Annotated in this window: 6 protein-coding genes; 1 reads left to right on the forward strand and 5 read right to left on the reverse strand. The window is 54.7% G+C overall.

Features of this window, described 5'->3' with window-relative positions:
- Positions 1-65: 65 nt before the first annotated feature.
- Together H650_RS10380 and H650_RS10385 are read right to left on the reverse strand one after the other, a co-directional pair.
- Positions 66-8,183 (reverse strand): non-ribosomal peptide synthetase, encoded by an 8,118-nt coding sequence (locus tag H650_RS10380; RefSeq protein ID WP_052332811.1) that lies wholly within the window; start codon positions 8,181-8,183, stop codon positions 66-68.
- On the reverse strand, positions 8,180-14,722 hold the full coding sequence (locus H650_RS10385) for a non-ribosomal peptide synthetase (RefSeq protein WP_110093615.1): 6,543 nt from the start codon (positions 14,720-14,722) through the stop codon (positions 8,180-8,182). The genes H650_RS10380 and H650_RS10385 overlap by 4 nt, the downstream gene beginning before the upstream one ends.
- An 806-nt stretch (positions 14,723-15,528) precedes the next feature.
- Between H650_RS10385 and H650_RS10390 the strand changes: the two genes are divergently transcribed.
- Positions 15,529-16,242 (forward strand): 4'-phosphopantetheinyl transferase family protein, encoded by a 714-nt coding sequence (locus H650_RS10390; RefSeq protein ID WP_044489485.1) that lies wholly within the window; start codon positions 15,529-15,531, stop codon positions 16,240-16,242.
- Between the two features lie 62 nt (positions 16,243-16,304).
- Here the strand turns inward: H650_RS10390 and H650_RS10395 are convergent, their stop codons facing one another.
- The 3 genes from H650_RS10395 to H650_RS10405 form a co-directional block, all read right to left on the reverse strand.
- Complete coding sequence (locus H650_RS10395) at positions 16,305-20,069, reverse strand: two-partner secretion domain-containing protein (protein WP_020455220.1); 3,765 nt, start codon at positions 20,067-20,069, stop codon at positions 16,305-16,307.
- Positions 20,070-20,749: 680 nt separating this feature from the next.
- On the reverse strand, positions 20,750-21,781 hold the full coding sequence (gene pstS / locus H650_RS10400) for a phosphate ABC transporter substrate-binding protein PstS (protein WP_370447820.1): 1,032 nt from the start codon (positions 21,779-21,781) through the stop codon (positions 20,750-20,752).
- Between the two features lie 451 nt (positions 21,782-22,232).
- Positions 22,233-23,789 carry an MFS transporter gene (locus H650_RS10405; RefSeq protein WP_020455222.1) on the reverse strand — a complete coding sequence of 519 codons (1,557 nt, stop codon included), beginning with the start codon at positions 23,787-23,789 and terminating at the stop codon, positions 22,233-22,235.
- Positions 23,790-24,194: the final 405 nt, after the last annotated feature.

Here is a 24,194-nt window from a genome sequence, read left to right on the forward strand (position 1 = left end):
ATACGCATAAATAAAAAACCACCTCATCCGAGGTGGTTCAGGTTTGTTATGAGAAACGGACCCGGCTAAGGCTGACTGATCACGGTCGTAATATGATCGGCAAGCGCGCCCGCGTGCGGCATGGTCAACATAGTCATATGATTTCCTGGGCTCAGCATGGCGGTGAATTGTGTCGCGTATTCACGCCACACCGCCTCGCGCTGTTCCCGCTCTGCACCATTAGCCTCTTGTGCATTAATGCTATGCAACCTCCCCTGGTAACGCGCGCGGGGAACATAGGAGGTATTGAGGTTTGCGTACAACACATGGAAAACACCAGCCAGCAACGAAAGTGGCGTGTTGCGGGTGTAAACCCCCGCCTCAATCAAAAGTTGATGCAAACAGATAAGCCGCTGCTGTGGCGCCATTCCCAATAGCGCGTCCTCCGTAATGGGCAGCTCCCGGTTCAGCATCAAATTATAAATGCTGATTAATTTCATCACTGCCCCGAGGTGGCTGACCGGCGGTTTAGCCCCGGGAGAGCGGCTGTCAATGATAATCAGATCGGCAACCGTCTCCCCTTGCGCCTGTAATTGCAGCGCAATTTCAAAGGCTATCCAGCCGCCAAAGGAGTGCCCAATAAGGTGATATGGCCCGGAAGGCTGACGTTCACGCATTGCGCTGATGTAATCACGTGCCGTCTCTTCAATTGTCAGATGCGGCATGGTTTTCACATCGGTGAGCCCGCGTGCCTGCAGCGCATAAACAGGAAGTGTTGCAGGCAAAAGTCCCACCACGTCAAGAAAACTGAATGCGGATGCACCGGCACCCGGGATGCAAAATAGTGGCGTTTCGCAATCGGCCCCCTCCTGCATAACAACCACCGGCTGGTAGGAAGATCGGGGGAGCAGGTCTGCCGACATTGTCTTCGCCAGTTGCGCCAGCAACGGCGGTTGCATAATCGATAAATGCGTCCCACCAATAACATGCAGCGACGAATCGCTGCTTACTGTGCCGTGCCAGCCGCGCCAGATGTCGTCGCTTTCCTCCAGATTTGCCGTGTAAAGGTTGATGGTGAGATCCGCAGGAATCGGCTGATACCGCAGCCCCAGCGGCCTGATGTACAACACCGTTTCCAGGCGTAACAGCAGATCCTCATAGCTAATATCCTTCGGCAACCAGTTATGTTCGCTGCAAAGATCAAAAACGGCTTGCATATCAAGGGGACTTTGCAGCTGTGCCAGTATCGACCTTTCGCTCTCCGGCACATGCATGGATAAGAAATTGACGATCATTTCGTCACGTACTGCCGGCTCGCTGCTCGCGCTGACATCACGCTTCTGATGCGCAGCCGGATGATAGCTGTCAATCATGCCGATAAAGGCGATCTCTTCCCCGCTTCGTTGCAACTGCAGCGCAATTTCATAACTGATAACACCGCCTAAAGACCAGCCCGCAAGGTGGTAAGGTCCATGCGCCTGTACGCGACGGATGGCTTCAATATGGCAGGCGGCCAGCGCTTCCAGCGATGCCGGCGGATTCTCTGCGTTATGCAGACCAAGTGCCGAAAGTGCATACACGGGGCGATCGACCCGCAACATCGTAGCCAGAGGCGAATAGACCAGCGGATCGCCGGAAGGCTCATGCACCAGAAAAAGCGGCGGCTGTGTACCTTCCCCCCGCAGCACAACAGGATTATCGGCAAAAGGTGATGCGAGTGATTTTTCCCTGTCCTGAATAAAGCCAGCAAGCTGCGCCAGGGATGGCCTGGCAAAGAGTGTCGCCAGTGAGATAGCCAGCCCAGTTTTTGCCATGCGGTTTAACAGCTGAACCGCCAGTAAAGAGTGACCACCGAGTTCAAAAAAGTTGTCATGCCGCCCGACCTGCGACAGCCCCAGCAGCTCACACCAGATAGCCGCAAGCATGTTTTCCACCTCACCAGCCGGGGGTTCATCCCCGCGGGTGACCAGCGCAGCGCGATCCGGTGCGGGCAGCGCCTGACGATCCAGCTTGCCGTTCGGCGTAAGCGGAAAGCTCTCCAGCGTGACATACGCGGCGGGCAGCATATATTCCGCCAGCGACTGCGCCAGCTGCTGACGCAGTCGTGCAGGCTCCGGCGTGTGGCCGGGTTCTGCCAGCAGATAGGCGACCAGCCGCTTATCACCCGGCAACTCTTCCCGCGCCATCACCACCGCGTCGCACACACCGTCGCATGCCGTCAGGCAGGCCTCGATTTCCCCCGGCTCGATGCGGAATCCGCGCAGTTTGACCTGGAAATCATTACGCCCGAGGAACTCAATATTGCCGTCCGGCAGCCAGCGACCGAGGTCGCCGGTTCTGTACATCCGCTGACCAGGCGTGAACGGGTCCGGCAGGAAACGCTCTGCCGTCAGTTCCGGGCGGTTGAGGTAACCCCGTGCCACGCCGTTGCCAGCGATATAAAGCTCGCCGCAGATCCCCAGCGGTACTGGCTGACCGTGATCATCGAGGAAATAGATCTGCGTGTTGTCGAGCGGTTTGCCAATGCCCGGCGTCGCCAGCGTTTTATCAACCACGCACATACTGGCATTGACGGTACACTCCGTCGGCCCGTAGGCGTTAACAAAACGGATCTGCTCAATGTTTTGCATGGCCGACCAGGCTGATAACGGGATCGCATCGCCACCGATAATGACAGTACAGGGATAGCCCTCATACGCTTTCTGTAACCCTGCGGCAATCAGCCCCTGCAACTGAAGGGGCGTGCAATCGATCACATCAACGCGTTGACGGCGCAAGAATGCTAACAGCGCGCCACCCTCTTTACGAACCGCCTCCGGAACGATGACCATCGTATGCCCCAACAGTAAGTGCACCCAGCTCTGCACCGAGGCATCAAACACAATGCTGGCATTCATACTCACGCGCGAAGGATGTTGTATACCCAGCCTCGCCTGTATGGCGCTTTGCATGCTGACAACATTGCGGTGCTCAACCATCACCCCCTTGGGTTTCCCGGTCGAGCCGGAGGTGTAAATCACATACGCCAGATGCTCCGCCGTCAGCCCCTGCGGCTCCGGGTTGTGCTCCGCCGCACTGTCCTCCGGCGCCGCATCCGTCAGCACCACCGGCAGCGCGGTATTCAGCGTCTGCACCAGCGCCCGCTGCGTCACCAGCGCCACCGGGGACGCATCCGCCAGCATATAGCCCAGCCGCCCCGCCGGGTAGGCCGGGTCCAGCGGCACATATGCGCCCCCCGCTTTCAGAATGCCCAGTATCGCCACCAGCACATCCGCGCTGCGGGGCAGACACACTGCCACCCGGTCATCCGGGCGCACACCCAGCGCCATCAGCCGGTGCGCCAGCCGGTTGGCCCGCCGGTTCAGCGCAGCGTAGCTGAGCGTGATATCGTCGCAGACCACCGCCACCGCCTCCGGCGTGCGCACCACCTGCGCCTCAAACAGCCGGTGAACCAGCCCCTCCGCCGGCACCGCCGCCCGCGTGGCGTTAAACGCCACCAGCACCTGGTTGCGCTCCCCTTCGGGCAGCACGGGCAGGCTCAGCACCGGGCGCTGCGGCTCATGCGCCAGCGCCGCGCTCAGCGCCGCCAGCGTGGTCAGCAGGTAGCCGAGCTGGCGCTGCGGGTCGATGCCGGCCACCGTCTGCGCCGTCAGGATGAACCCCTCCCCGGTGTCATCCACCGAGAACGCCAGCGGGTAGCTGGTCCGCTCTTCCGCTTCCAGCAGCCGGATACCCTCGCGCACAAGATTGCTGCGCGCCGGGCTGTGGCGGTAATTCAGCAGCGTGCTGAACAGCGGCAGCGGCTGCGGCACCCCGCTGCAGCGCAGCGCCAGCGCCAGCGGCGCCTGTTCATGCTCACACAGCGCCGCCAGCGCATCCCGCGTGGACAGCACCGCTTCCTGCACTCCCTGACCGGCCAGCGACACCCGCAGCGGCAGCGTGTTGATGAACATGCCGGGACCGGATTCGCCGCTGTCCCCGGCCTGCAGACGGCCCATCAGCACGGTGCCGAACACCACGTCATCCCGTCCGCACAGCTGCGCCAGCAGGCGCGCCAGCGCCGTGTGGAACAGCACGCCGGGGCTGACGCCCAGCCGCCGCGCCTGCGCGCGGATATGCCCCGCCAGCGCGGTATCCAGCGTCTGCCGCGCTTCCCCGCACACCCCGCCGCTTTCCCGCGTGTCGGCAATGTCATACGGTGCGGTCGGGGTGTCAGTATCCGCCAGCCGGGCGCGGAACCACGCCTCATGCTCACTCTGCGGCACCCGCAGCGTGCGGGCGATAAAGTTGCGGTAGGGCACCGGCACCGCCAGCGCGGCGGCGTTCCCGTCCAGAATCTGCGTGATTTCATCGCAGACCAGCGCCATCGAGATGTGGTCGCAGACCAGATGATGGAAGTTAAGCGCCAGCAGCCACCGCTGCTGTGCCGGGTCGTACGCCGTCCGGGCGCTGAACAGCGGGGCGCGGCTGATATCCATGCGCTGACTGTGCGGGCTGGCCTGTGCCCGCAGCTGTCCGGCGATATCCTGGCCGGTCTGCGGCACAAACGCTGTCACCGGCAGAACGGCCTGACGCCAGACCACCTGCACCGGACGGGACACGCCCTGCCAGCACACCGCGCTGCGCAGGATGTCGTGGCGGTCTATCACCTGCTGCAGCGCTGCCAGAAACGCCTCCAGCAGCACGCGGGAGTCAAAAGCCAGCAGGCTGCTGAGCAGGTAGGCATCCCCCTGCGCCTGCAGCAGATGGTGGAACAGAATGCCCTCCTGCAGCGGTGACAGCGGGTAGATGTCCTGCACGTTCGCCGCGCCGCCGTCCACCGTCTCCACCACCGCATCAGTCTCCGCCTGCGTCAGGCTGACCAGCGGCAGCATACCGGGCGTGATGGCCCGGCAGTGCGCCGGGATACGTGGCGGCGGAACCGGCGCTTCTGCTTCCCGGAGGGTGATGCGCTGTGCCATCTCAGCCAGCACCGGGGCGGAGAACGCCCCGCGGATATCCAGCGCCATCCCCTGGCCGCGCAGCCGCTCCAGCAGGCTCACCACCATCAGCGAATGGCCGCCGAGCTCGAAAAAGTTGTCCTGCCGCCCGACCTGCGACAGCCCCAGCAGTTCGCACCAGATGGCGGCCAGCGCGGTTTCCACCTCACCGGCCGGAGGTTCATCCCCGCGGGTGACCACCGCCGTGCGATCCGGGGCGGGCAGCGCCTGCCTGTCCAGCTTGCCAGTGGGCGTGAGCGGGAAGCTCTCCAGCGTGACAAACGCGGCGGGCAGCATGTGCTCTGCCAGCGACTGCGCCAGCTGCTGACGCAGCCGGGCTGGCTCCGGCGTGTGGCCGGGTTCTGCCAGCAGGTAGGCAACCAGCCGCTTATCGCCTGGCGTGTCTTCCCGCGCCATCACCACCGCGTCGCGCACGCCGTCGCATGCCGTCAGGCAGGCGCTGATTTCCCCCGGCTCGATGCGGAACCCGCGCAGTTTGACCTGGAAATCGTTGCGTCCGAGAAACTCAATGTTGCCGTCCGGCAGCCAGCGCCCGAGATCGCCGGTTCTGTACATCCGCTGGCCGGGGGTGAAGGGATCCGGCAGAAAACGTTCTGCCGTCAGCTCAGGCCGGTTCAGGTAACCACGCGCCACGCTGTCACCGGCGATATAGATCTCACCGCAGATCCCCAGCGGTACCGGCTGGCCGTACTCATCCAGCAGATAAATCTGCGTGTTGGCGATAGGCTTGCCGATGGGAATTGAGCGATTGCGGTTCACTGCGCCGGGGATGGCATAGGTGGTGATAAACGTCGTGGCTTCGGTCGGACCATAACAGCTTATCAACCGCTTTGGCTGCTGTTCCGACTGCTGCAGGCGGCTGATTTTCACCGGATCAAGCACGTCCCCGCCGGTCAGCAGATAACGCAACTGCCCGAACACCGGTTTCAGCACCTCGAGGTATTCGTTAAACAGCCCGACGGTAATCCACAATATGCTGACGTTTTCCCGCAGCAGCACGTCGCGCAACTGGTGTGGATCCTGCAGTGTCGACGGCGTGATAATACACAGCCGCGCACCGTTCAGCAGCGCAGACCAGATCTCCCAGACCGAGGCGTCAAAGGCAATATTGGCGCTGTGTGAAAGGCAGTCCTGTGCGCTGATCCCGGCGGCCTGGTTATTGAGGATAAACTGGCTGACGTTGCGGTGCTCGACCATCACCCCTTTGGGTTTCCCGGTCGAGCCGGAGGTGTAAATCACATACGCCAGGTGCTCCGGTGTCAGCCCCAACGCCTGCGGATCCGGGTTGTATTCTGCCGCACTGTCCTGCTCCGCTGCCGCATCCGTCAACACCACTGGCAGCGCGGTGTCCAGCGTCTGCGCCAGCGCATGCTGCGCCACCAGCGCCACCGGTGCCGCATCCGCCAGCATATAGTTCAGCCGCCCCACCGGATACGTTGGATCCATCGGCACATACGCACCGCCCGCTTTCAGAATGCCCAGCATCGCCACTATTGCATCGACGCTGCGCGCCAGGCACACCGCCACCCGATCATCCGGGCGCACCCCCTGCGCCATCAGCCGGTGCGCCAGCCGGTTGGCCCGGCGGTTCAGCGCATCGTAACTGAGCGAGATATCGTCGCAGACCACCGCCACCGCATCCGGGGTGCGCTGCACCTGAGCTTCAAACAGGCTGTGCAGCAGATGCTCGTGCGGTAAAGCTGCCTGAGTAGTGTTAAAACTGACGATCAGTTGCTGATACTCGGCTGATGAGAGCATGGGCAGCGCATGCGGAGAGCGGTTCTCATCGTTAGCCATCTCCGTCAGCACCTTAACAAAGTAGCCAACGAGACGTTCTGCCGTTGCGTGATCGAACAAGTCAGAGGCGTATTCCAGATCGCCTGTCAGCGCACCGGCTGTTTCTTCAAGTGCAAGCGTCAGATCGAAATGGGCAGAATGGTGCTGTTGCTCGATTAACGAGAGACTCACACCTGCCAGCGCTGGCTGCTCAGCAGGCGTATTATTGAGCGCTAACATTACCTGAAAGAGCGGGCTGTGGCTCAAACTGCGCGCAGGTTGAATGGCTTCGACAACCTTATCAAAGGGCAGTGTTTGATGTTCATAAGCCGCAAGCGTTTGTTGGCGAACATGCGCCAGTAAATCGCTGACTGTCGGGCAACCGGCGAGATTAACGCGCAAAGCGAGCGTGTTAACAAAAAAGCCAATTAATCCCTCCAGCTGTTGGTGAGAACGGTTGGCTACCGGGCTGCCAATCACCAGGTCATGCTGGCCACTTAGCCGGCTCAGCACAATCGACCAACCGGCGAGCAGCGTCATAAAAAGCGTGGCGCCGTGACGCTGGCTCAATGCCTTAAGCGAAGCCACCAGAGGCTCACTAAGGCGCAGTGGAACGTTATTCCCCGTAAAGCTTTGTACATTTGGTCGTGGGCGATCGGTGGGAAGTGCCAGTAACGCTGGCGCACCTTGTAGATACTGTTTCCAGAAATCGAGTTCTTTCGCCAGGCCCCCTTCCTGAAAATGGCGCTGCTGCCAGCTTGCGTAGTCAGCATACTGAACGGGCAAGGCGTGCAGAGGATAAGCATGCTGGCCGCAGGCCGCCTGATAGAGATGGCTCAGTTCGCGAACTAATACGCCAATCGACCAGCCATCAGAAATAATGTGGTGCTGGGTGAGCAGCAGAATGTGTTCTTCATCGCCGAGTTGTAACAACGCCCCGCGAATAAGGCGGTCATGGCTCAAATCAAACGGGGTTTTCCGATCCGCTTCATGCAGCGCGGCAATCCGCTGGCAACGCGCCGTTTCACTCAGATTACGCAAGTCGTGGCGCGTTAAAGCAAAATCCGTATCAGGGGGATCAATATGCTGCCAGGGCTTGCCATCCACCATCACAAAACGTGTGCGTAAACTCTCTTGCCGGGCAATAAGCTGATTAAAGGCATCATCAAGCGCCTGATGATTAAGCAACCCTTTGAGATGTAAGGTTGCCGGAATGTGGTATGCCAGGCTGGCGGCAGGATCCAGCTGGCTTAAAAACCATAAACGCTGCTGGGCGAAGGAGAGCGGTAGCGGTGCCCGCCGATCGGCCAGTGGAATTACGCTTGCCTGGTGAGGCTGAGCCGCTTTACGCGCCCGCAACAGCGCTTTCATTTTTTGTTCCAGAACGGCACGTTTTAGCGCGTCTACATCCCTTGTATCTTTCGTCATTCGTTGTGTCCTTCACTTATCATCTTCGCTAACGCTTCCGGTAACATCTCGTCAAGTTCGTGTTGTATGGCGGCTATTTCATCCCCTGCGATGGCCTCTAGTTGTGCAGAAAAAATAGCTTCGGCTTGATCCTGTAAGGTGGGTGACAGAAAGAGCGTGGAAATGGATACCTCAATGAAAAACTCACTCTGGATCCGACTGATCAGCTGTACCGCCATCAGCGAATGACCGCCGAGTTCGAAAAAGTTGTCGTGCCGCCCGACCTGCGACAGCCCCAGCAGCTCACACCAGATAGCCGCCAGCGTGTTTTCCACTTCGCCAACGGGTGCGTCATCCCCGCGGGTGACCGCTGCTGTGCGATCCGGTGCGGGCAGCGCCTGACGATCCAGCTTGCCGTTCGGCGTGAGCGGAAAACTCTCCAGCGTGACAAACGCAGCGGGCAGCATATATTCCGCCAGCGACTGCGCCAGCTGCTGACGCAGTCGTGCAGGCTCCGGCGTGTGGCCGGGTTCTGCCAGCAGATAGGCGACCAGCCGCTTATCACCCGGCAACTCTTCCCGCGCCATCACCACCGCGTCGCGCACACCGTCGCATGCCATCAGGCAGGCCTCGATTTCCCCCGGCTCGATGCGGAATCCACGCAGTTTGACCTGGAAATCATTGCGCCCGAGGAACTCAATATTGCCGTCCGGCAGCCAGCGCCCGAGGTCGCCGGTTCTGTACATCCGCTGACCGGGCGTGAACGGGTCCGGCAGGAAACGCTCTGCCGTCAGTTCCGGGCGGTTGAGGTAACCCCGTGCCACGCTGTTGCCAGCGATATAAAGCTCACCGCAGATCCCCAGCGGTACTGGCTGTCCGTGCTTGTCCAGAATATAGATCTGTGTGTTGGCGATAGGCTTGCCAATGGGAATTGACCGGTTGCGGCTTACCGCTGAATCAATGGTATAGGTGGTGACAAAGGTGGTGGTTTCTGTCGGACCGTAGCCGTTTATCAGCCGCTCCGGCTGCTGCGCCCACTGCTGCAGGCGGCTGATTTTCACCGGATCAAGCACATCCCCGCCAGTCATCAAATAACGCAGTTGCCCGAATACGGGTTTCAGTACCTCAAGGTATTCGTTAAACAGCCCGACGGTGAGCCACATCACGCTGACCTTTTCCCGCAGCAGCACGTCGCGCAGCTGGTGCGGTTCCTGTAGTGTCGACGGTGTGATAATGCACAATCGCGCGCCATTCAGCAGCGCAGACCAGATTTCCCAGACCGAGGCGTCAAAGGCAATATTGGCGCAGTGCGCAATACAGTCCTGCGCGCTGATATCGGTGGCCTGATTATTGAGGATAAACTGGCTGACGTTGCGGTGCTCGATCATCACCCCCTTGGGTTTCCCGGTCGAGCCGGAGGTGTAAATCACATACGCCAGATGCTCCGCCGTCAGCCCCTGCGGCTCCGGGTTGTGTTCCGCCACACCGTCCTCCGGCTCTGCATCCGTCAGCACCACCGGCAGCGCGGTATTCAGCGTCTGCACCAGCGCCCGCTGCGTCACCAGCGCCACCGGGGACGCATCCGCCAGCATATAGCCCAGCCGCCCCGCCGGGTAGGCCGGGTCCAGCGGCACATACGCGCCCCCCGCTTTCAGAATGCCCAGTATCGCCACCAGCACATCCGCGCTGCGGGGCAGACACACCGCCACCCGGTCGTCCGGGCGCACACCCAGCGCCATCAGCCGGTGCGCCAGCCGGTTGGCCCGGCGGTTCAGCGCAGCGTAGCTGAGCGTGATATCGTCGCAGACCACCGCCACCGCCTCCGGTGTGCGCACCACCTGCGCCTCAAACAGCCGGTGAACCAGCCCCTCCGCCGGGACCGCCGCCCGCGTGGCGTTAAACGCCACCAGCACCTGGTTGCGCTCCCCTTCGGGCAGCACGGGCAGGCTCAGCACCGGGCGCTGCGGCTCATGCGCCAGCGCCGCACTCAGCGCCGCCAGCGTGGTCAGCAGGTAGCCGAGCTGGCGCTGCGGGTCGATGCCGGCCACCGTCTGCGCCGTCAGGATGAACCCCTCCCCGGTGTCATCCACCGAGAACGCCAGCGGGTAGCTGGTCCGCTCTTCCGCTTCCAGCAGCCGGATGCCTTCACGCACAAGATTGCTGCGCGCCGGGCTGTGGCGGTAATTCAGCAGCGTGCTGAACAGCGGCAGCGGCTGCGGCACCCCGCTGCAGCGCAGCGCCAGCGCCAGCGGCGCCTGTTCATGCTCACACAGCGCCGCCAGCGCATCCCGCGTGGTCAGCACCGCTTCCTGCACGCCCTGGCCGGCCAGCGACACCCGCAGCGGCAGCGTGTTGATGAACATGCCGGGACCGGATTCGCCGCTGTCCCCGGCCTGCAGACGGCCCATCAGCACGGTGCCGAACACCACGTCATCCCGGCCGCACAGCTGCGCCAGCAGGCGCGCCAGCGCCGTGTGGAACAGCACGCCGGGGCTGACGCCCAGCCGCCGCGCCTGCGCGCGGATATGCCCCGCCAGCGCGGTATCCAGCGTCTGCCGCGCTTCCCCGCACACCCCGCCGCTTTCCCGCGTGTCGGCAATGTCATACGGTGCGGTCGGGGTGTCAGTATCCGCCAGCCGGGCGCGGAACCACGCCTCATGCTCACTCTGCGGCACCCGCAGCGTGCGGGCGATAAAGTTGCGGTAGGGCACCGGCACCGCCAGCGCGGCGGCGTTCCCGTCCAGAATCTGCGTGATTTCATCGCAGACCAGCGCCATCGAGATGTGGTCGCAGACCAGATGATGGAAGTTAAGCGCCAGCAGCCACCGCTGCTGTGCCGGGTCGTACGCCGTCCGGGCGCTGAACAGCGGGGCGCGGCTGATATCCATGCGCTGACTGTGCGGGCTGGCCTGTGCCCGCAGCTGTCCGGCGATATCCTGGCCGGTCTGCGGCACAAACGCCGTCACCGGCAGAACGGCCTGACGCCAGACCACCTGCACCGGACGGGACACGCCCTGCCAGCACACCGCGCTGCGCAGGATGTCGTGGCGGTCTATCACCTGCTGCAGCGCTGCCAGAAACGCCTCCAGCAGCACGCGGGAGTCAAAAGCCAGCAGGCTGCTGAGCAGGTAGGCATCCCCCTGCGCCTGCAGCAGATGGTGGAACAGAATGCCCTCCTGCAGCGGTGACAGCGGGTAGATGTCCTGCACGTTCGCCGCGCCGCCGTCCACCGTCTCCACCACCGCATCAGTCTCCGCCTGCGTCAGGCTGACCAGCGGCAGCATACCGGGCGTGATGGCCCGGCAGTGCGCCGGGATACGTGGCGGCGGAACCGGCGCTTCTGCTTCCCGGAGGGTGATGCGCTGTGCCATCTCAGCCAGCACCGGGGCGGAGAACGCCCCGCGGATATCCAGCGCCATCCCCTGGCCGCGCAGCCGCTCCAGCAGGCTCACCACCATCAGCGAATGGCCGCCGAGCTCGAAAAAGTTGTCCTGCCGCCCGACCTGCGACAGCCCCAGCAGTTCGCACCAGATGGCGGCCAGCGCGGTTTCCACTTCACCGGCCGGGGGCTCATCCCCGCGGGTGACCACCGCCGTGCGATCCGGGGCGGGCAGCGCCTGCCTGTCCAGCTTGCCGTTCGGGGTAAGCGGGAAGCTCTCCAGCGTGACAAACGCGGCGGGCAGCATGTGCTCCGCCAGCGACTGCGCCAGCTGCTGACGCAGCCGGGCTGGCTCCGGCGTGTGGCCGGGTTCTGCCAGCAGGTAGGCGACCAGCCGCTTATCGCCCGGCGTGTCTTCCCGCACCATCACCACCGCGTCGCGCACGCCGTCGCATTCTGTCAGGCAGGCGCTGATTTCCCCCGGTTCAATGCGGAACCCGCGCAGTTTGACCTGGAAATCGTTGCGCCCGAGAAACTCAATATTGCCGTCCGGCAGCCAGCGCCCGAGATCGCCGGTTCTGTACATCCGCTGGCCGGGGGTGAAGGGATCCGGCAGAAAACGTTCTGCCGTCAGCTCCGGCCGGTTGAGGTAACCACGCGCCACGCCGTTACCTGCAATATAGAGTTCGCCCGTCACGCCAAACGGCACCAGTTGACGGTGACTGTCCAGAATGTAGATCCGCAAATCGGAGAGCGGGCCGCCAATCAAACTGGCACCATGCGAGGTAATATCTGAAGGCGCTATTTCATACCAGGTGGCATGCACGGTGATTTCCGTGATGCCATACATATTGATAAGCCGCGTATTACGGTTTAAGGCGTTGTTAATCCACGGCACCAGAGAACGCATTTCAAGCGCTTCGCCGCCAAAGATAATGCAACGCAGGGTATGTGGAGTTGAGTCCTGGGCAGCAATTAACTGGCGGAATGCGCTGGGGGTTTGATTGAGTACCGTAACCTGTTCACGGCATAGCAGTGCATAAAGCGTCTGGGGTGAGCGAGCGCATGCGGTTGATACCACAATCAACCGCCCGCCTGAGCATAACGCGCCGAATAACTCCCAAACGGAAAAATCAAAAGAGAAAGAGTGGCATAGCGACCAGGTATCTTTACTACTAAAGCTAAAAACAGGCTGGCAGACAGTTAAAAGGCGGGTGATATTGCGGTGTTCAACCATCACGCCTTTGGGCTGACCTGTGGAACCGGAAGTATAAATAACGTAGGCCAGATGGTGCGCCGCCAGGCCGAGAGATAATGGCACAGGATTGCTCTCATCATCTTCGTCAGCAACGGCTGGTAACGGCGCATCCATTAATACGGCAGGAGTAGCGCTATTCAGCGTCTGCGCAAGAGCAGAATGGGTGATCAGTGCGGCGGGGGCGGAATCTTCCAGCATGTAATTCAGCCGTTCGCCCGGATAGACCGGATCCAAAGGAACATAGGCTCCGCCCGCCTTGAGGATACCGAGGATGCCGATCACCATGTCGAGGCCACGCTCCAGACAAATAGCCACGCGGTCATTTGGATGAACACCCAGTCTGATGAGCTGATGGGCCAGCCTGTTTGCCCTGCGGTTCAGAGCGTCATAGGTTAATGAGCTCCCCTCGAAAACGGCAGCGATAGCCTGTGGCGAGTGACGGACTTGTGCTTCAAACATTTCGTGGACTAATAGGTTAGAAGCGCCACTTTCTATAGCATGAGCAGGCTGCAGCAGTTGCTGGCGCTCATGTGGCGATAAAACCGGTAGGTGAGACACTGGCGTATCAACATTCTGCAACGCGCCTTCCAGTAATACAGCAAGGCGAGATTGCATAACCTGAATATCGGCAGGTGTGAAATAGTCGAGGGAATAATTAAACTCAACGCAGACCGATTGGCTCTGTTTATTATTGCTGGTGATGGCGTACTGATTAATGGTTATCGCTAAAGGATATTGCGCCCGGTGATGAGGTTTGATGGTTTGTATTATCGCCCCTTCCAGATGAATGTTAACGTCGTAAGGTTCATAGGATAACGACATATCAAATACATTCGCCCTGTCGGTATGTTGCTGTTTTTTTATTCTCCGGTTAATTTCCGTAATCGGCAGCCGCTGGTGTTTATAGCAAATACGTAATTCATCGGCTGCTTTTTGCATTACATCAGAAAAGGAATCCTTATCCGTTAATCTAATGCGAACAGGGATAACAGAGGCATACATTCCCACCGCCGCTTTTTGTCGGGCATTTTTTCGATTATGGAGTGGGATACCAAAAACAACATCATCAATGTTTTTTACTCTTTTAAAATAACAGGCAAAAAGGGCATACATGAAATGCAATACGGACACCCCATATAAAGAAGCCGCCTGTTCAATGCGCTGAAAAAGGCTTTCCTCAAGCATCCAGCTTACAGGCTCAGGCAGATATGATGCCGGAGTCCGCGCCGTCACCAAAGGCTGGAATAATTGCGGCGGCAATGCCGTATATCGCTCAAGCCAAAAACCCTGGTCTTTGATGCACTGCTTCGCACCCAGATAAGCCGCGTCACTGGCCACAAAATCGGCATAGGATAACGATGCGCTTTCAGATAAATGCTCCCCGCGAATTAGACGACTATAATTTTCGCTCAACTCTGCATTAAGCAGGCTCAGGCTCGTTCCATCGGCAATAATATGGTGACAGCACAGTTGCCAATACCAGCGGTTATTGCCGGCAAAGATTAATGCGCTGCGCCATAACCTTTCAGCCAAATTAAATGGCTGCGTAAAGTTTAAATTCACATACTGTTCAGCTTCATTTATTGGATTATCCGTTGTCGAAAAATCCTTAAATTCCATTAATGGCAAAGCGGAAGAGTCAAAATATTGTGCTGGCGACGTACCGGCAACCATACGCAGACGAAATGCATCATGCCGCTTAATGACGGAATCAAACGCTTTAACTATGATATCGGGAACGATATTGCCATCAATGATCATCACGCTCCCTATATTGTAATTTGTTAATTCAGGATTCAGCGTCTGAGCGAACCAAATCGCTTGCTGATCTGAACTCAATGGAAATGGCGACGCTGGAAACGCTGTACACTCTTCCGCCACCCATGCACTGTCTAAAAATCTATTATTGGGAGATATGTCCATATATTCCAACCTAATTAATGAAAGCCAAATCGTCGTAATTAATTGACAGCACACTTATTTCCGCAAAACAGGGCACCATCAAATAATATTCCTGATGAATGTTTTATCCTTAAATGAACGGCTAATTATCCACTGTCCCCCTGGATGCTTTGTCGTCAACGCCGTGAACCGTATGAGGTAAAACTGAATGTGTCTTAACGACAATCCTATCAATTAGTGCAACCGTCCACTCTTAACACCAGATATAGCCATTTTAAAAAAGTACGTAATAATACCGGGGGAAATCATTACGTAAGATTGACATCATATAAAATACACCATAAATCAGTCCCATCCGCTCACTCATGGCGTTATTCCCTTGAGATTAAACGATCTGTAGCGAGTAATAACCCTTGCAGTTAATAATAAATACCTTTTGCGTCTTTATGGCAAGAAAATATATCACCTTGACAGCACCTCATTGATATATACAACACCATACGCTTGATAATAAAGATGTTATTATTTTTAATTTGACAAAAAACCGTTTCACATTTGCGTTTATCACTGCAACGAAAAATTCCGAGAAGAGTTTATTTTATTATTCCGCACAATTATTCATGTAATGGATAGATAAACCACAATATAAAAGAAAGCCTTGATGTTGATGAATGGTAATAGTGCGATTTCCTCAAGATGATTCTCCACCATCGCATTCCTGTTAAGAAAGAAATAGGTGACGACGACACCACCTGCGGTACACTGATTGCGTTTGCTGACAACACGTTTACCGATGTACTTACTCGTTAACTTAATGATAGATAAATATGTTTACCCCACAACTACGTCATTCCTCTTCTGCTTTCGTGATGCAGTCAGAAACTGGGTGCATCACGCAATTCCCTGCAATAGCTTACTGTAAGGTCACATTCGACGCGGCCTCTTACCGGGATGCCCTTTTTAGCGAATATGGCATCCCTTTTCCTTCGGTGCTTGATAAAGCGGTAGTAAAACGGCGCGCGGAGTACCTTGCGGCTCGCTATGCCGCCGGACAATTATTACAAAACGCCGGCTGTGATGGCCATGTGGGTACGTCTTCTGGCCGGGAGCCCGTCTGGCCTGCGGGCTGGTGCGGCAGCCTTTCTCATACCAGTGGTCACGCTATTGCGATTATTGCGCCGCGTAACGCAGGATTAACGCCAGGCATTGATATTGAAATGTTCGACGCAAAGACCATGAGGGAGACGGCGGAGATGTTCACCAGCCCTGAGGAGCGGCGATTACTTGCCGCCTGTGGCTTAGCGTATGAAACGGCGTTGCTGATACTATTTTCCGCCAAAGAGAGTCTGTTTAAGGCGCTCTATCCTGAGGTGAAATGTTTTTTCGGTTTTGAAGCGGCGCGAATCTGTCGTATCGATACTTCGGTACATAGCATTACCCTTGAGCTAACGCAGCCGCTGACGCCTGAGCGCAGACAAGGATGCCAGTTTACTGGTCTGTATCTTATCGCGGAAAATCATGTGATGACGCTGATCGCGTAAGGCAGTGGGCGGGTATCAAATCAGGAAAGGCAGCAGCGATTGCCGCTGCCTTTTGTTGCGACTTACAGACCCACAATGGTGCCGGTATTGGTGAGCGTATTCGATTCGAGATCAAGGCCGTAAAAACCGCCCAGAACCGCGTCCTTACCGCTGTTGGTGACTTTATTTGCGGTCACTTTCGCGGTGCCATAACTCAGCATATTGAGATAGTTATACACGTTACCGTCTGTTTTCACGGTTAATGCATAATCGCTGACAATATTGCCTCGGTTATTAATATCGTTTACCGCATTAATCCCAATGCTTTGCCCAAGCATATTACTGTTGCTGTTGTTGGTAACATGCCGTTGGGTAGTGAGGGTAAGGCTGGTTCCCGCCAGGATATCTTTGAAGTTCTCGATACCGTTCAGGGCATTAATCGCCAGCGCGTGATCAGCGGCGATGGTGTTGCGGTTATACAGCACACCTTTCAGCACGCTGAAATTCACATCGCCTTTACCGCTGATCCAGCCATAGTTGGTAGTGCTGTTATCCACGCTCAGGTTCAGGTTCTTATCCGAAGCGATAACGCCTGTCGCTGTTCCATCTTCCAGCTTACCGTTGCTGTAGTTTTGCAGCGAAGCGGCGCTGATATCGAGATTGCCTGCACTGTAGGTCATCGCATAGTTATTGTAGAAAGTACCGGCGACCTTAATCAGGGCATTGGCGCCACTCATCAGCATCGCTCGGGTATTATCAAACGTTCCTCTGGACAACAGACTCAACGGACCATTTTCGGCAATCATGCTGCTGTTGTTGTTGTAGATGTTCTGCCCGGAAAGCGAAATTCCAGCTTTACCAACCATACCGCCCACATCACTCGCTACGCCGAAATACTCACTGTTGCTACGGCCAAAGTTATTACCATCACGGTTTTCGATACTGCCGGCAGCATTGATGGTGAGTGACTTATTTGCCGCAATCAGCGCCGTGTTGTTATAGACACTTGATCGGGAATCAATGGAGATGTTTTCACCTGCGATTAACCCGTTGTTATTATCCACCGAGTTAGCAACCAGCTTGATATCACCCACCAACGAGGTTACCGAACCCCGGTAGTTATCGAAATTGCCCGCCATGATAAGGTCAATATCTGTACCGCCAGCAATCTGTCCATAATCATTACGTAACCAGTTCCCGCTAATTCCGACATCGCCAGCAGAGATAATCTTACCGCTATAGTTATCAACCGTTCCTTTTGCCGTCACATTTACATCACCCGTCAGGGAACGCAGCGTACCGCGGTTATTACCTACATTACTATTAGAGGTAATTGTCAGATCACCTCCTGCCTCAATAAGGGAATTATTGTTGGTGACGTTGTTTGCGGTAATAGAGATATCACCACCACCCAGCATATAGAGATAGTTATACACATTACCTTTGGTCACAACGCTAATATCGCCATCGCTAACAATATTACCGCGGTTATTAATATCGTTTACCGCGTTAATCGTTATCCCGTTACCGACCATATTGCTGTTGTTGTTATTTGTCACATGACGCTGCGAATCCAGCGTCAGGCTGCCACCTGCGGAGATATCTTTAACGTTCTCAATACCGTTCAGGGCACTGATCGCAAGTGACTTATCAGCGGCAATGGTATTGCGGTTATAAAACGCCCCTTTCACAACATTCAGCGCCACTGCGCCTTTACCACTGATCCAGCCGTAGTTAGTGAAATTGTTGTCCACATTCAGCGTAATATCTTTATCTGAGGTGATAAAACCTGTGGCGTTATTATCGATAAGCGTACCGTTGCTGTAGTTTTCCAGGGAAACGGTATCGAGTGTGAGGTTGCCTCCACTGTAAATCGTTGCGTAGTTATTGTAGAAAGCCCCGCCAGTTTTAATGGCGGTATCAGCCCCGCTGACCATCAGCGCACGCGTGTTATCAATGTTCCCTTTCGCCTGCAGGCTCATTGCCCCATTTTCTGCAATGATGCGGCTGTTGTTGTTGTAAATATTCTGCCCGGAAATCTCAACGCCGCCTTTACCGATCAAGCCACCGATCTGTTGCGGCATGCCGAAATAGACGCCAAAGTCATTGCCAAAGCTATTACCATCGCGGTTATCAACATTCCCGCCCGCGTTGATGGTCAGTTTTTTATTGGCTAATACCAGCGATCGGGTGGCGTTTACTCCGGCTTTCGCGTCGATGGCGATATTTTGCCCCAACATGAAACCGCCGTGAGTATCTACCGCGTTCGCACTCAGTGAGATATCACCTTCTTCCGCACTCACAACGCCAACATAGTTGCTCAGGTTACCGTTGACCGAGACCTCCACACCTTTCTTGCCGCCGATGCCACCGTAGTCATTACGATAGGAGTCGCCCTTCACAATCACTTTGCTATTGGAAAGAAGATTGCCGGAATCGTTATTGACCAGCCCCTTGCTGTTTAGCGAAACATCGCCATTTGATGCGATCTGACCACCGCTGTTATTGATGCTATTAGCATTGATCTCCACACTGGTATCGCCCGCGATGCCTAAGGAGTCGGAACTGACGGTATCCGCTGTTTTGGTGCTACTGTTGTTAACCGCGCCACCAGCAGCGATTTTGATATGGCCACCAGCAGAGCGGATTAAGCCTTTGTTGTTATCGATGTTGCCAAGGCTGGCAATATCCATGTCGCCTGATGTTTCCAGAATACCGCTATTGTTGTTAATCGCTCCGGTATCCAGCCCCAGATAGCCACCATGTATCTGGCCGTTACTGTTATTTAACGTACCAGTTTTTAAGGTGACAATCCCCGCTTCAATGCCGACATTGTTCCCTTTACCGGCATTGGTAAAGGTATTGTTATTGGTATCGACAGCCAGCATACCGCTGGCGGCAATTTTGCCGTTGGTGTTATCAAATGCGCCGCTATTAACGTAGATATCTGCCGTAGTGGAAATCGTACCTGAACGGGCATTAACAATTGCGTTCTTATTGGTATCGAGATAAATAGCACCAGCAGAAGTAATAACGCCCGTAGTGTTATCCAACTTGCCGTTGGTATTAATCTTTGTTGAACCGATCGATTGAATCTGCGCATCACTGTTCAGTAGCTGGCCATTGGCATCAATGCTGATGCCGCCAGTACCACCGGCAATAACCCCCTGATTACGCACACCGACACCGCTTTCAGTACTGATAAGATTAATTTTGTTCGCGTACATGCCGCCAACTTGCGCAACGTCAACGCTATAGCTGTTACGTGAACCTGACGCAGTGACAGTGCCGGTCACCTGGCCGTCTGTATTAACGTAGTTATTACCCGCAACAATATTCAGTTCGTCAGCGGTAACTTTCCCGCTAAGCACTACATTGCGTGACAGAATTTCAGTTGGACTGGCGTTATCCAGTTTACTGATAGTAATGGTACCGCCGTTTACGGAATAACCCGCGAGTTTGTCGTTCTGAATATCTGGCGTACCGGTGGTCAGCGTGAGTTTATCGGTATTGATCGTACCGCCACCATTAACCGTAATGCCATTGGGGTTGGCGATAATCAACGCGGCTTTATCGCCCGCCACTTCCATCATGCCGTTGATTGTCGATGCATTTTTGGATGTGACTTCATTGAGAATAACTTTTGCCGACCCGGATGTCAGATTGCTGTTACCCTGGATGGTGCCGCCCAATACTGTGTTGGATGCTGAACCGCTGTTATTAAAAATAACACCGTTTTTATCGACATTCAGATTGTCCCAGACATTATGTGACAGGCCATTGCTGTTAGGCTTATTAATATCCACGACCGGCACGCCATTCGCATTATATAGCGTGCCATTTTTCATATTTAAACCAGCGGAATGCGCAGCAGCAGGTAATGCCAATATCATTGCTACCGTCAACGGAGCCAACTGAGTTCTCACAAGGCGTTGAACTTTCTTTTCCGGATTAATCACGCTTTTGCTTCCCTTTAATTAACTTTCAGAACCAATGAAATAAAACGTTCTCGGCCTTGTTTCATGAACCAGGATTGTATTTTATTTATTCGAACAAACTCACCGGTAAACAACATTATGGACACCAGTTCGGAATAAAAGTGGAGACCTGGCACCTCGCAAGAAATCTGAATTTCTATAAAGCCTGTGAAAGCAAAAGCATCAGGATTGAATAGAACAGTACCCGCAAGCAGGGGAATAAAACAAGGCCGCGTGAGAAAATAACAGGGGTTGAGAACCAGAACAATACACGACACTTCAAAATCAGAGGATTCAGCTAGCGTGTCGGGTGATAAATAAACATTCAACGCGCATCATTTAGAATATTTTTAAAAGCATTAAGAGAATGGAAATATCGATACAGAACTGTCTTTTAAGCCAATATAAGAAACGTCAATATTATTAACCTCCTTAATACAACTCTTCATCGATTAACTTAATAAAATAAACAACGTTACGTAAGAAAATAGCTGCGGGCTAATAAAAAAAACCCGGTAGCGTACCGGGTTTATTTTTAAGAGATAGTGAGATTAGAACAGCGGTTTACCAGAAGCGTCCTGTACATTGGCTTTCCATGCAGCGCGAACCTGAGCGGTAACGGAATCCGGCAGCGGCGCGTAATCCAGATCGCTGGCGATGGTGTTGCCATTTTTGTAAGACCAGTCGAAGAATTTCAGCACTTCGGCGCCTTTCGCTGCATCATCCTGTTTTTTATACACCAGGATAAAGGTAGTGGACGAAATCGGCCATGCATCTTTGCCTTTCTGGAAAGTGAGATCCTGAGCGAACGATTTGCTCCAGTCTGCCCCTTTGGCACTGTTGCTGAAACTCTGCTGCGACGGCTCAACCACTTTGCCATCGGCGTCAAACAGCTTTGTCCAGGTCAGGTTGTTCTGTTTAGCGTAGGCGTATTCAACATAGCCAATGGAGCCCGGCAGACGCTGCACAAACGCGGCAACACCATCGTTACCTTTGCCGCCTAAGCCAACCGGCCAGTTCACCGTTGAGCCTTTACCCACTTTGCTTGCCCAGTCAGCATTCACTTTTGATAAATAGCTGGTGAAAACAAAAGATGTGCCGGAACCATCTGCGCGGCGCACCACGTTAATATTCGTATCCGGCAGTTTGACTTTCGGGTTCAGTTTGGTGATTTCCGGGTCGTTCCACTTTTTAACGTTGCCCAGATAGATATCGCCCAGCGTTTTACCGTCCAGCGTCAGTTCGCCGGATTTTACGCCAGGGATATTAACCGCCAGCACCACGCCGCCAATGACGGTCGGGAACTGAAACAGGCCGTTTTTCGCCAGATCATCATCACTCATCGGGGCATCGGAAGCGCCGAAATCCACGGTTTTCGCAATAATCTGTTTGATGCCACCGGAAGAACCGATCCCCTGGTAGTTCACCTGAGATCCTGTCTGTTTTTGGTATTCAGCCGCCCATTTTGCATACACAGGCGCCGGGAAAGTACCACCAGCACCCGTCACATTCGTTGCCGCGAAAACAGTAGTCGTAGAAAGTGCAAGAGCAGCAGCCATCAGGCGAACTGACGCATTAAGCATTGCCATAGTCTCTCCGAATCGAAATAGTGATTAAATTTTTGAATAATATTAAGAGCCACGGCAGCATAGAGCGAATTTATGACAATTTTGTGTCAACCGTGAAAAATAAAAAAAGGCGGCACAACAAGCAAAAAAAGACCTCCGGATCGCAATCGGGAGGTCTAAGCAAACCTTAAAAAAGATGAATTAACCTAACGGTTAAAATTTGCAACTCTGCGCGATCTGAAGGAACGAACTGAGTTACAGTAGCCACGGCTATTAAACACGAAAACCGCAGCCCTCACATGACAGATATGCAACATTATGTAAGTTATTTTTTCTACCCGCTAAATTACTCGCACCGAGAATTTTCCGCTGACTCAAAACGATATAGCTTCATCAATGAATGACTTTGAAAAATAGCCAATCCGTTTTTAAAGACATCAGCACAATATATAGCGAAAAATTAATCTTATTTCGGCATATAACTTTTACTTAATCCGGCAGTGGATATCACCTCACCGTCTACTGTTGCATCAGTCCAAAGCGTGTCGTAACGGTAACCTGTCAAATCTTCGACAACTTTACGAGCTTCAGGCGTCACACTCTGTTTATTTCCATTAGCTTTCAGGCGGTCAAGTTCATCGACAAAAATACGGTGCGTGCGCTTATTGAGATGGAAGGTCAGCGCTTGCCACATTGCCACCAGCAGAAGCCCGGCGGTGCCGATAAACAGCAGCATCACAATGGTAGTGATTGCTTCCTGAGGCTGTTGCAGACTGCCTTTCACAAAACCGCCGCTCTGCAATAGCAACCCCACGGCAAAGGTTGCAATTGCTACCGTAGTTTTACGTGAAAACGTCATCACGGCAGCAAATAGCCCTTCGCGGCGTTGACGCGTAACCATTTCGTCAATGTCCGGAATAAACGGAAACACGTTCCAAGGCGTGAATTCCAGAACGCAGCGCCCAACCTGGTAAAACCCGGCAAGGATAACCAGCAGCACCACTTTGTTTTCCGGAGGGAATTGATACACCAGGAAGAAACCGCCCAGGCACAGCAACATCATGCTGTAGGCAAAAACATAAAGCCGGGATGGGCCATATTTAATAATGGCGAAGCCCGCGACAAGCGTTACCGGCAGCCCGACGATGCTCATCGACAGCAAGGTTCCTGCCAGAGAAGACGAGACATGCAAACAATAGACACAGAAAAAGACAAACACCGTGTTATAAATGTCTTTCGCCGTGAAAGAGAAAAGATAAATAGCCAGATGCTTGCGGAACGCACGAATTTTCAGCGTCGAGGCATAATCCTTAAATAACTTAATCACGCCGGTGAGTGTTTGCGCCGCATTGCCAGTTTGACGTTTTTTCTCCATCTCCTGCATCATTTCTGGTGTTATTTCGCGCTCCCAGCTTACTTTCCAGGAAATAAATACACAGACCATAAACAACACAGCAAAGACCACACCGTTAATTAAATAAGCATCGGCGTTTTTTTCACCCAGCCAGCCAATTAGCACACCGGGAATAAAGGTCGCGAGAAACGTGCCGGACGCAGAAAGAAACATGCGGCAAGTGGAAAGCTTGGTGCGATCGTTAAAATCTTTGGTCATTTCCGAGGGCAATGTTTCCCACGGGATTAAGACCATGGCAGCAATAATTTCAAACGCCAGGTAAACGGCAAGATAAAACCAAAAATTCATGCCATTAAGCCATAACAAAATATAAACCAGCATCAGCGGCGCGCCGATAAGCAAAAAGAAACGGCGGCGGCCGAATTTCTTGCCTAAAAAGTTCTTATAAAAATGATCGGTAAAACTGCCCATAAACAGGCTCACGATTGCGTCAACAATCCTTGCAATCGCGACAATGGATGCCGCCTGAATCGGTGATAAACCGACAAAGGTGGTGTAATAAAATAGCAGCCAGGCACCAATTACCGTAAAAGCGCCACCGCCCATTATGTCTGTCATGCCATAACCAATGCTGACAGGAATCGTCACTTTTCTGTTTTTACGGGTCATAGCCACCCCCCGCAACTGCTCAGCTTTATAAGCCTCTCAGGCTGTAAATGTTCTTTATTTATCATGGACATAAAAACTCCACAGAGAATTATTTGTGCCAGAACGGCTCCGCTAATAGCGGCCGCCTGTTGCCACCGGAAAACATCGCAGTCTTCACGTTATATCCCTTGGGGAATTTATGTCTACTACCATACAAGTTGAATTGTCGAAAATGTGACCTCAGGCATAAGCCAGAAAAAATCGCCTTCGTAAATTCTAAAAAAGTGAGAAATGGGATCGAAAGAACAGTTATAAAACGCCAGTTGTGAAGTGACGAAAACCCTGCGCAGCGCAAACAAAAAACCCGTCTGATATCAGACGGGTTTTACGCTTCAGCGCACAGTTCATTCCAGTAGCTATAGCGCA

Source organism: Enterobacter sp. R4-368, from assembly GCF_000410515.1.
Lineage (GTDB): Bacteria > Pseudomonadota > Gammaproteobacteria > Enterobacterales > Enterobacteriaceae > Kosakonia.

Excerpts from the sequence above, each read along its gene's own strand:
- H650_RS10405 (WP_020455222.1), bottom strand. The coding sequence starts at position 23,789 with ATGACCCGTAAAAACAGAAAAGTGACGATTCCTGTCAGCATTGGTTAT.
- H650_RS10390 (WP_044489485.1), top strand. The coding sequence starts at position 15,529 with ATGTTTACCCCACAACTACGTCATTCCTCTTCTGCTTTCGTGATGCAG.
- H650_RS10385 (WP_110093615.1), bottom strand. The coding sequence starts at position 14,722 with ATGGACATATCTCCCAATAATAGATTTTTAGACAGTGCATGGGTGGCG.
- H650_RS10380 (WP_052332811.1), bottom strand. The coding sequence starts at position 8,183 with ATGACGAAAGATACAAGGGATGTAGACGCGCTAAAACGTGCCGTTCTG.
- H650_RS10395 (WP_020455220.1), bottom strand. The coding sequence starts at position 20,069 with ATGAAAAATGGCACGCTATATAATGCGAATGGCGTGCCGGTCGTGGAT.
- pstS (WP_370447820.1), bottom strand. The coding sequence starts at position 21,781 with ATGCTTAATGCGTCAGTTCGCCTGATGGCTGCTGCTCTTGCACTTTCT.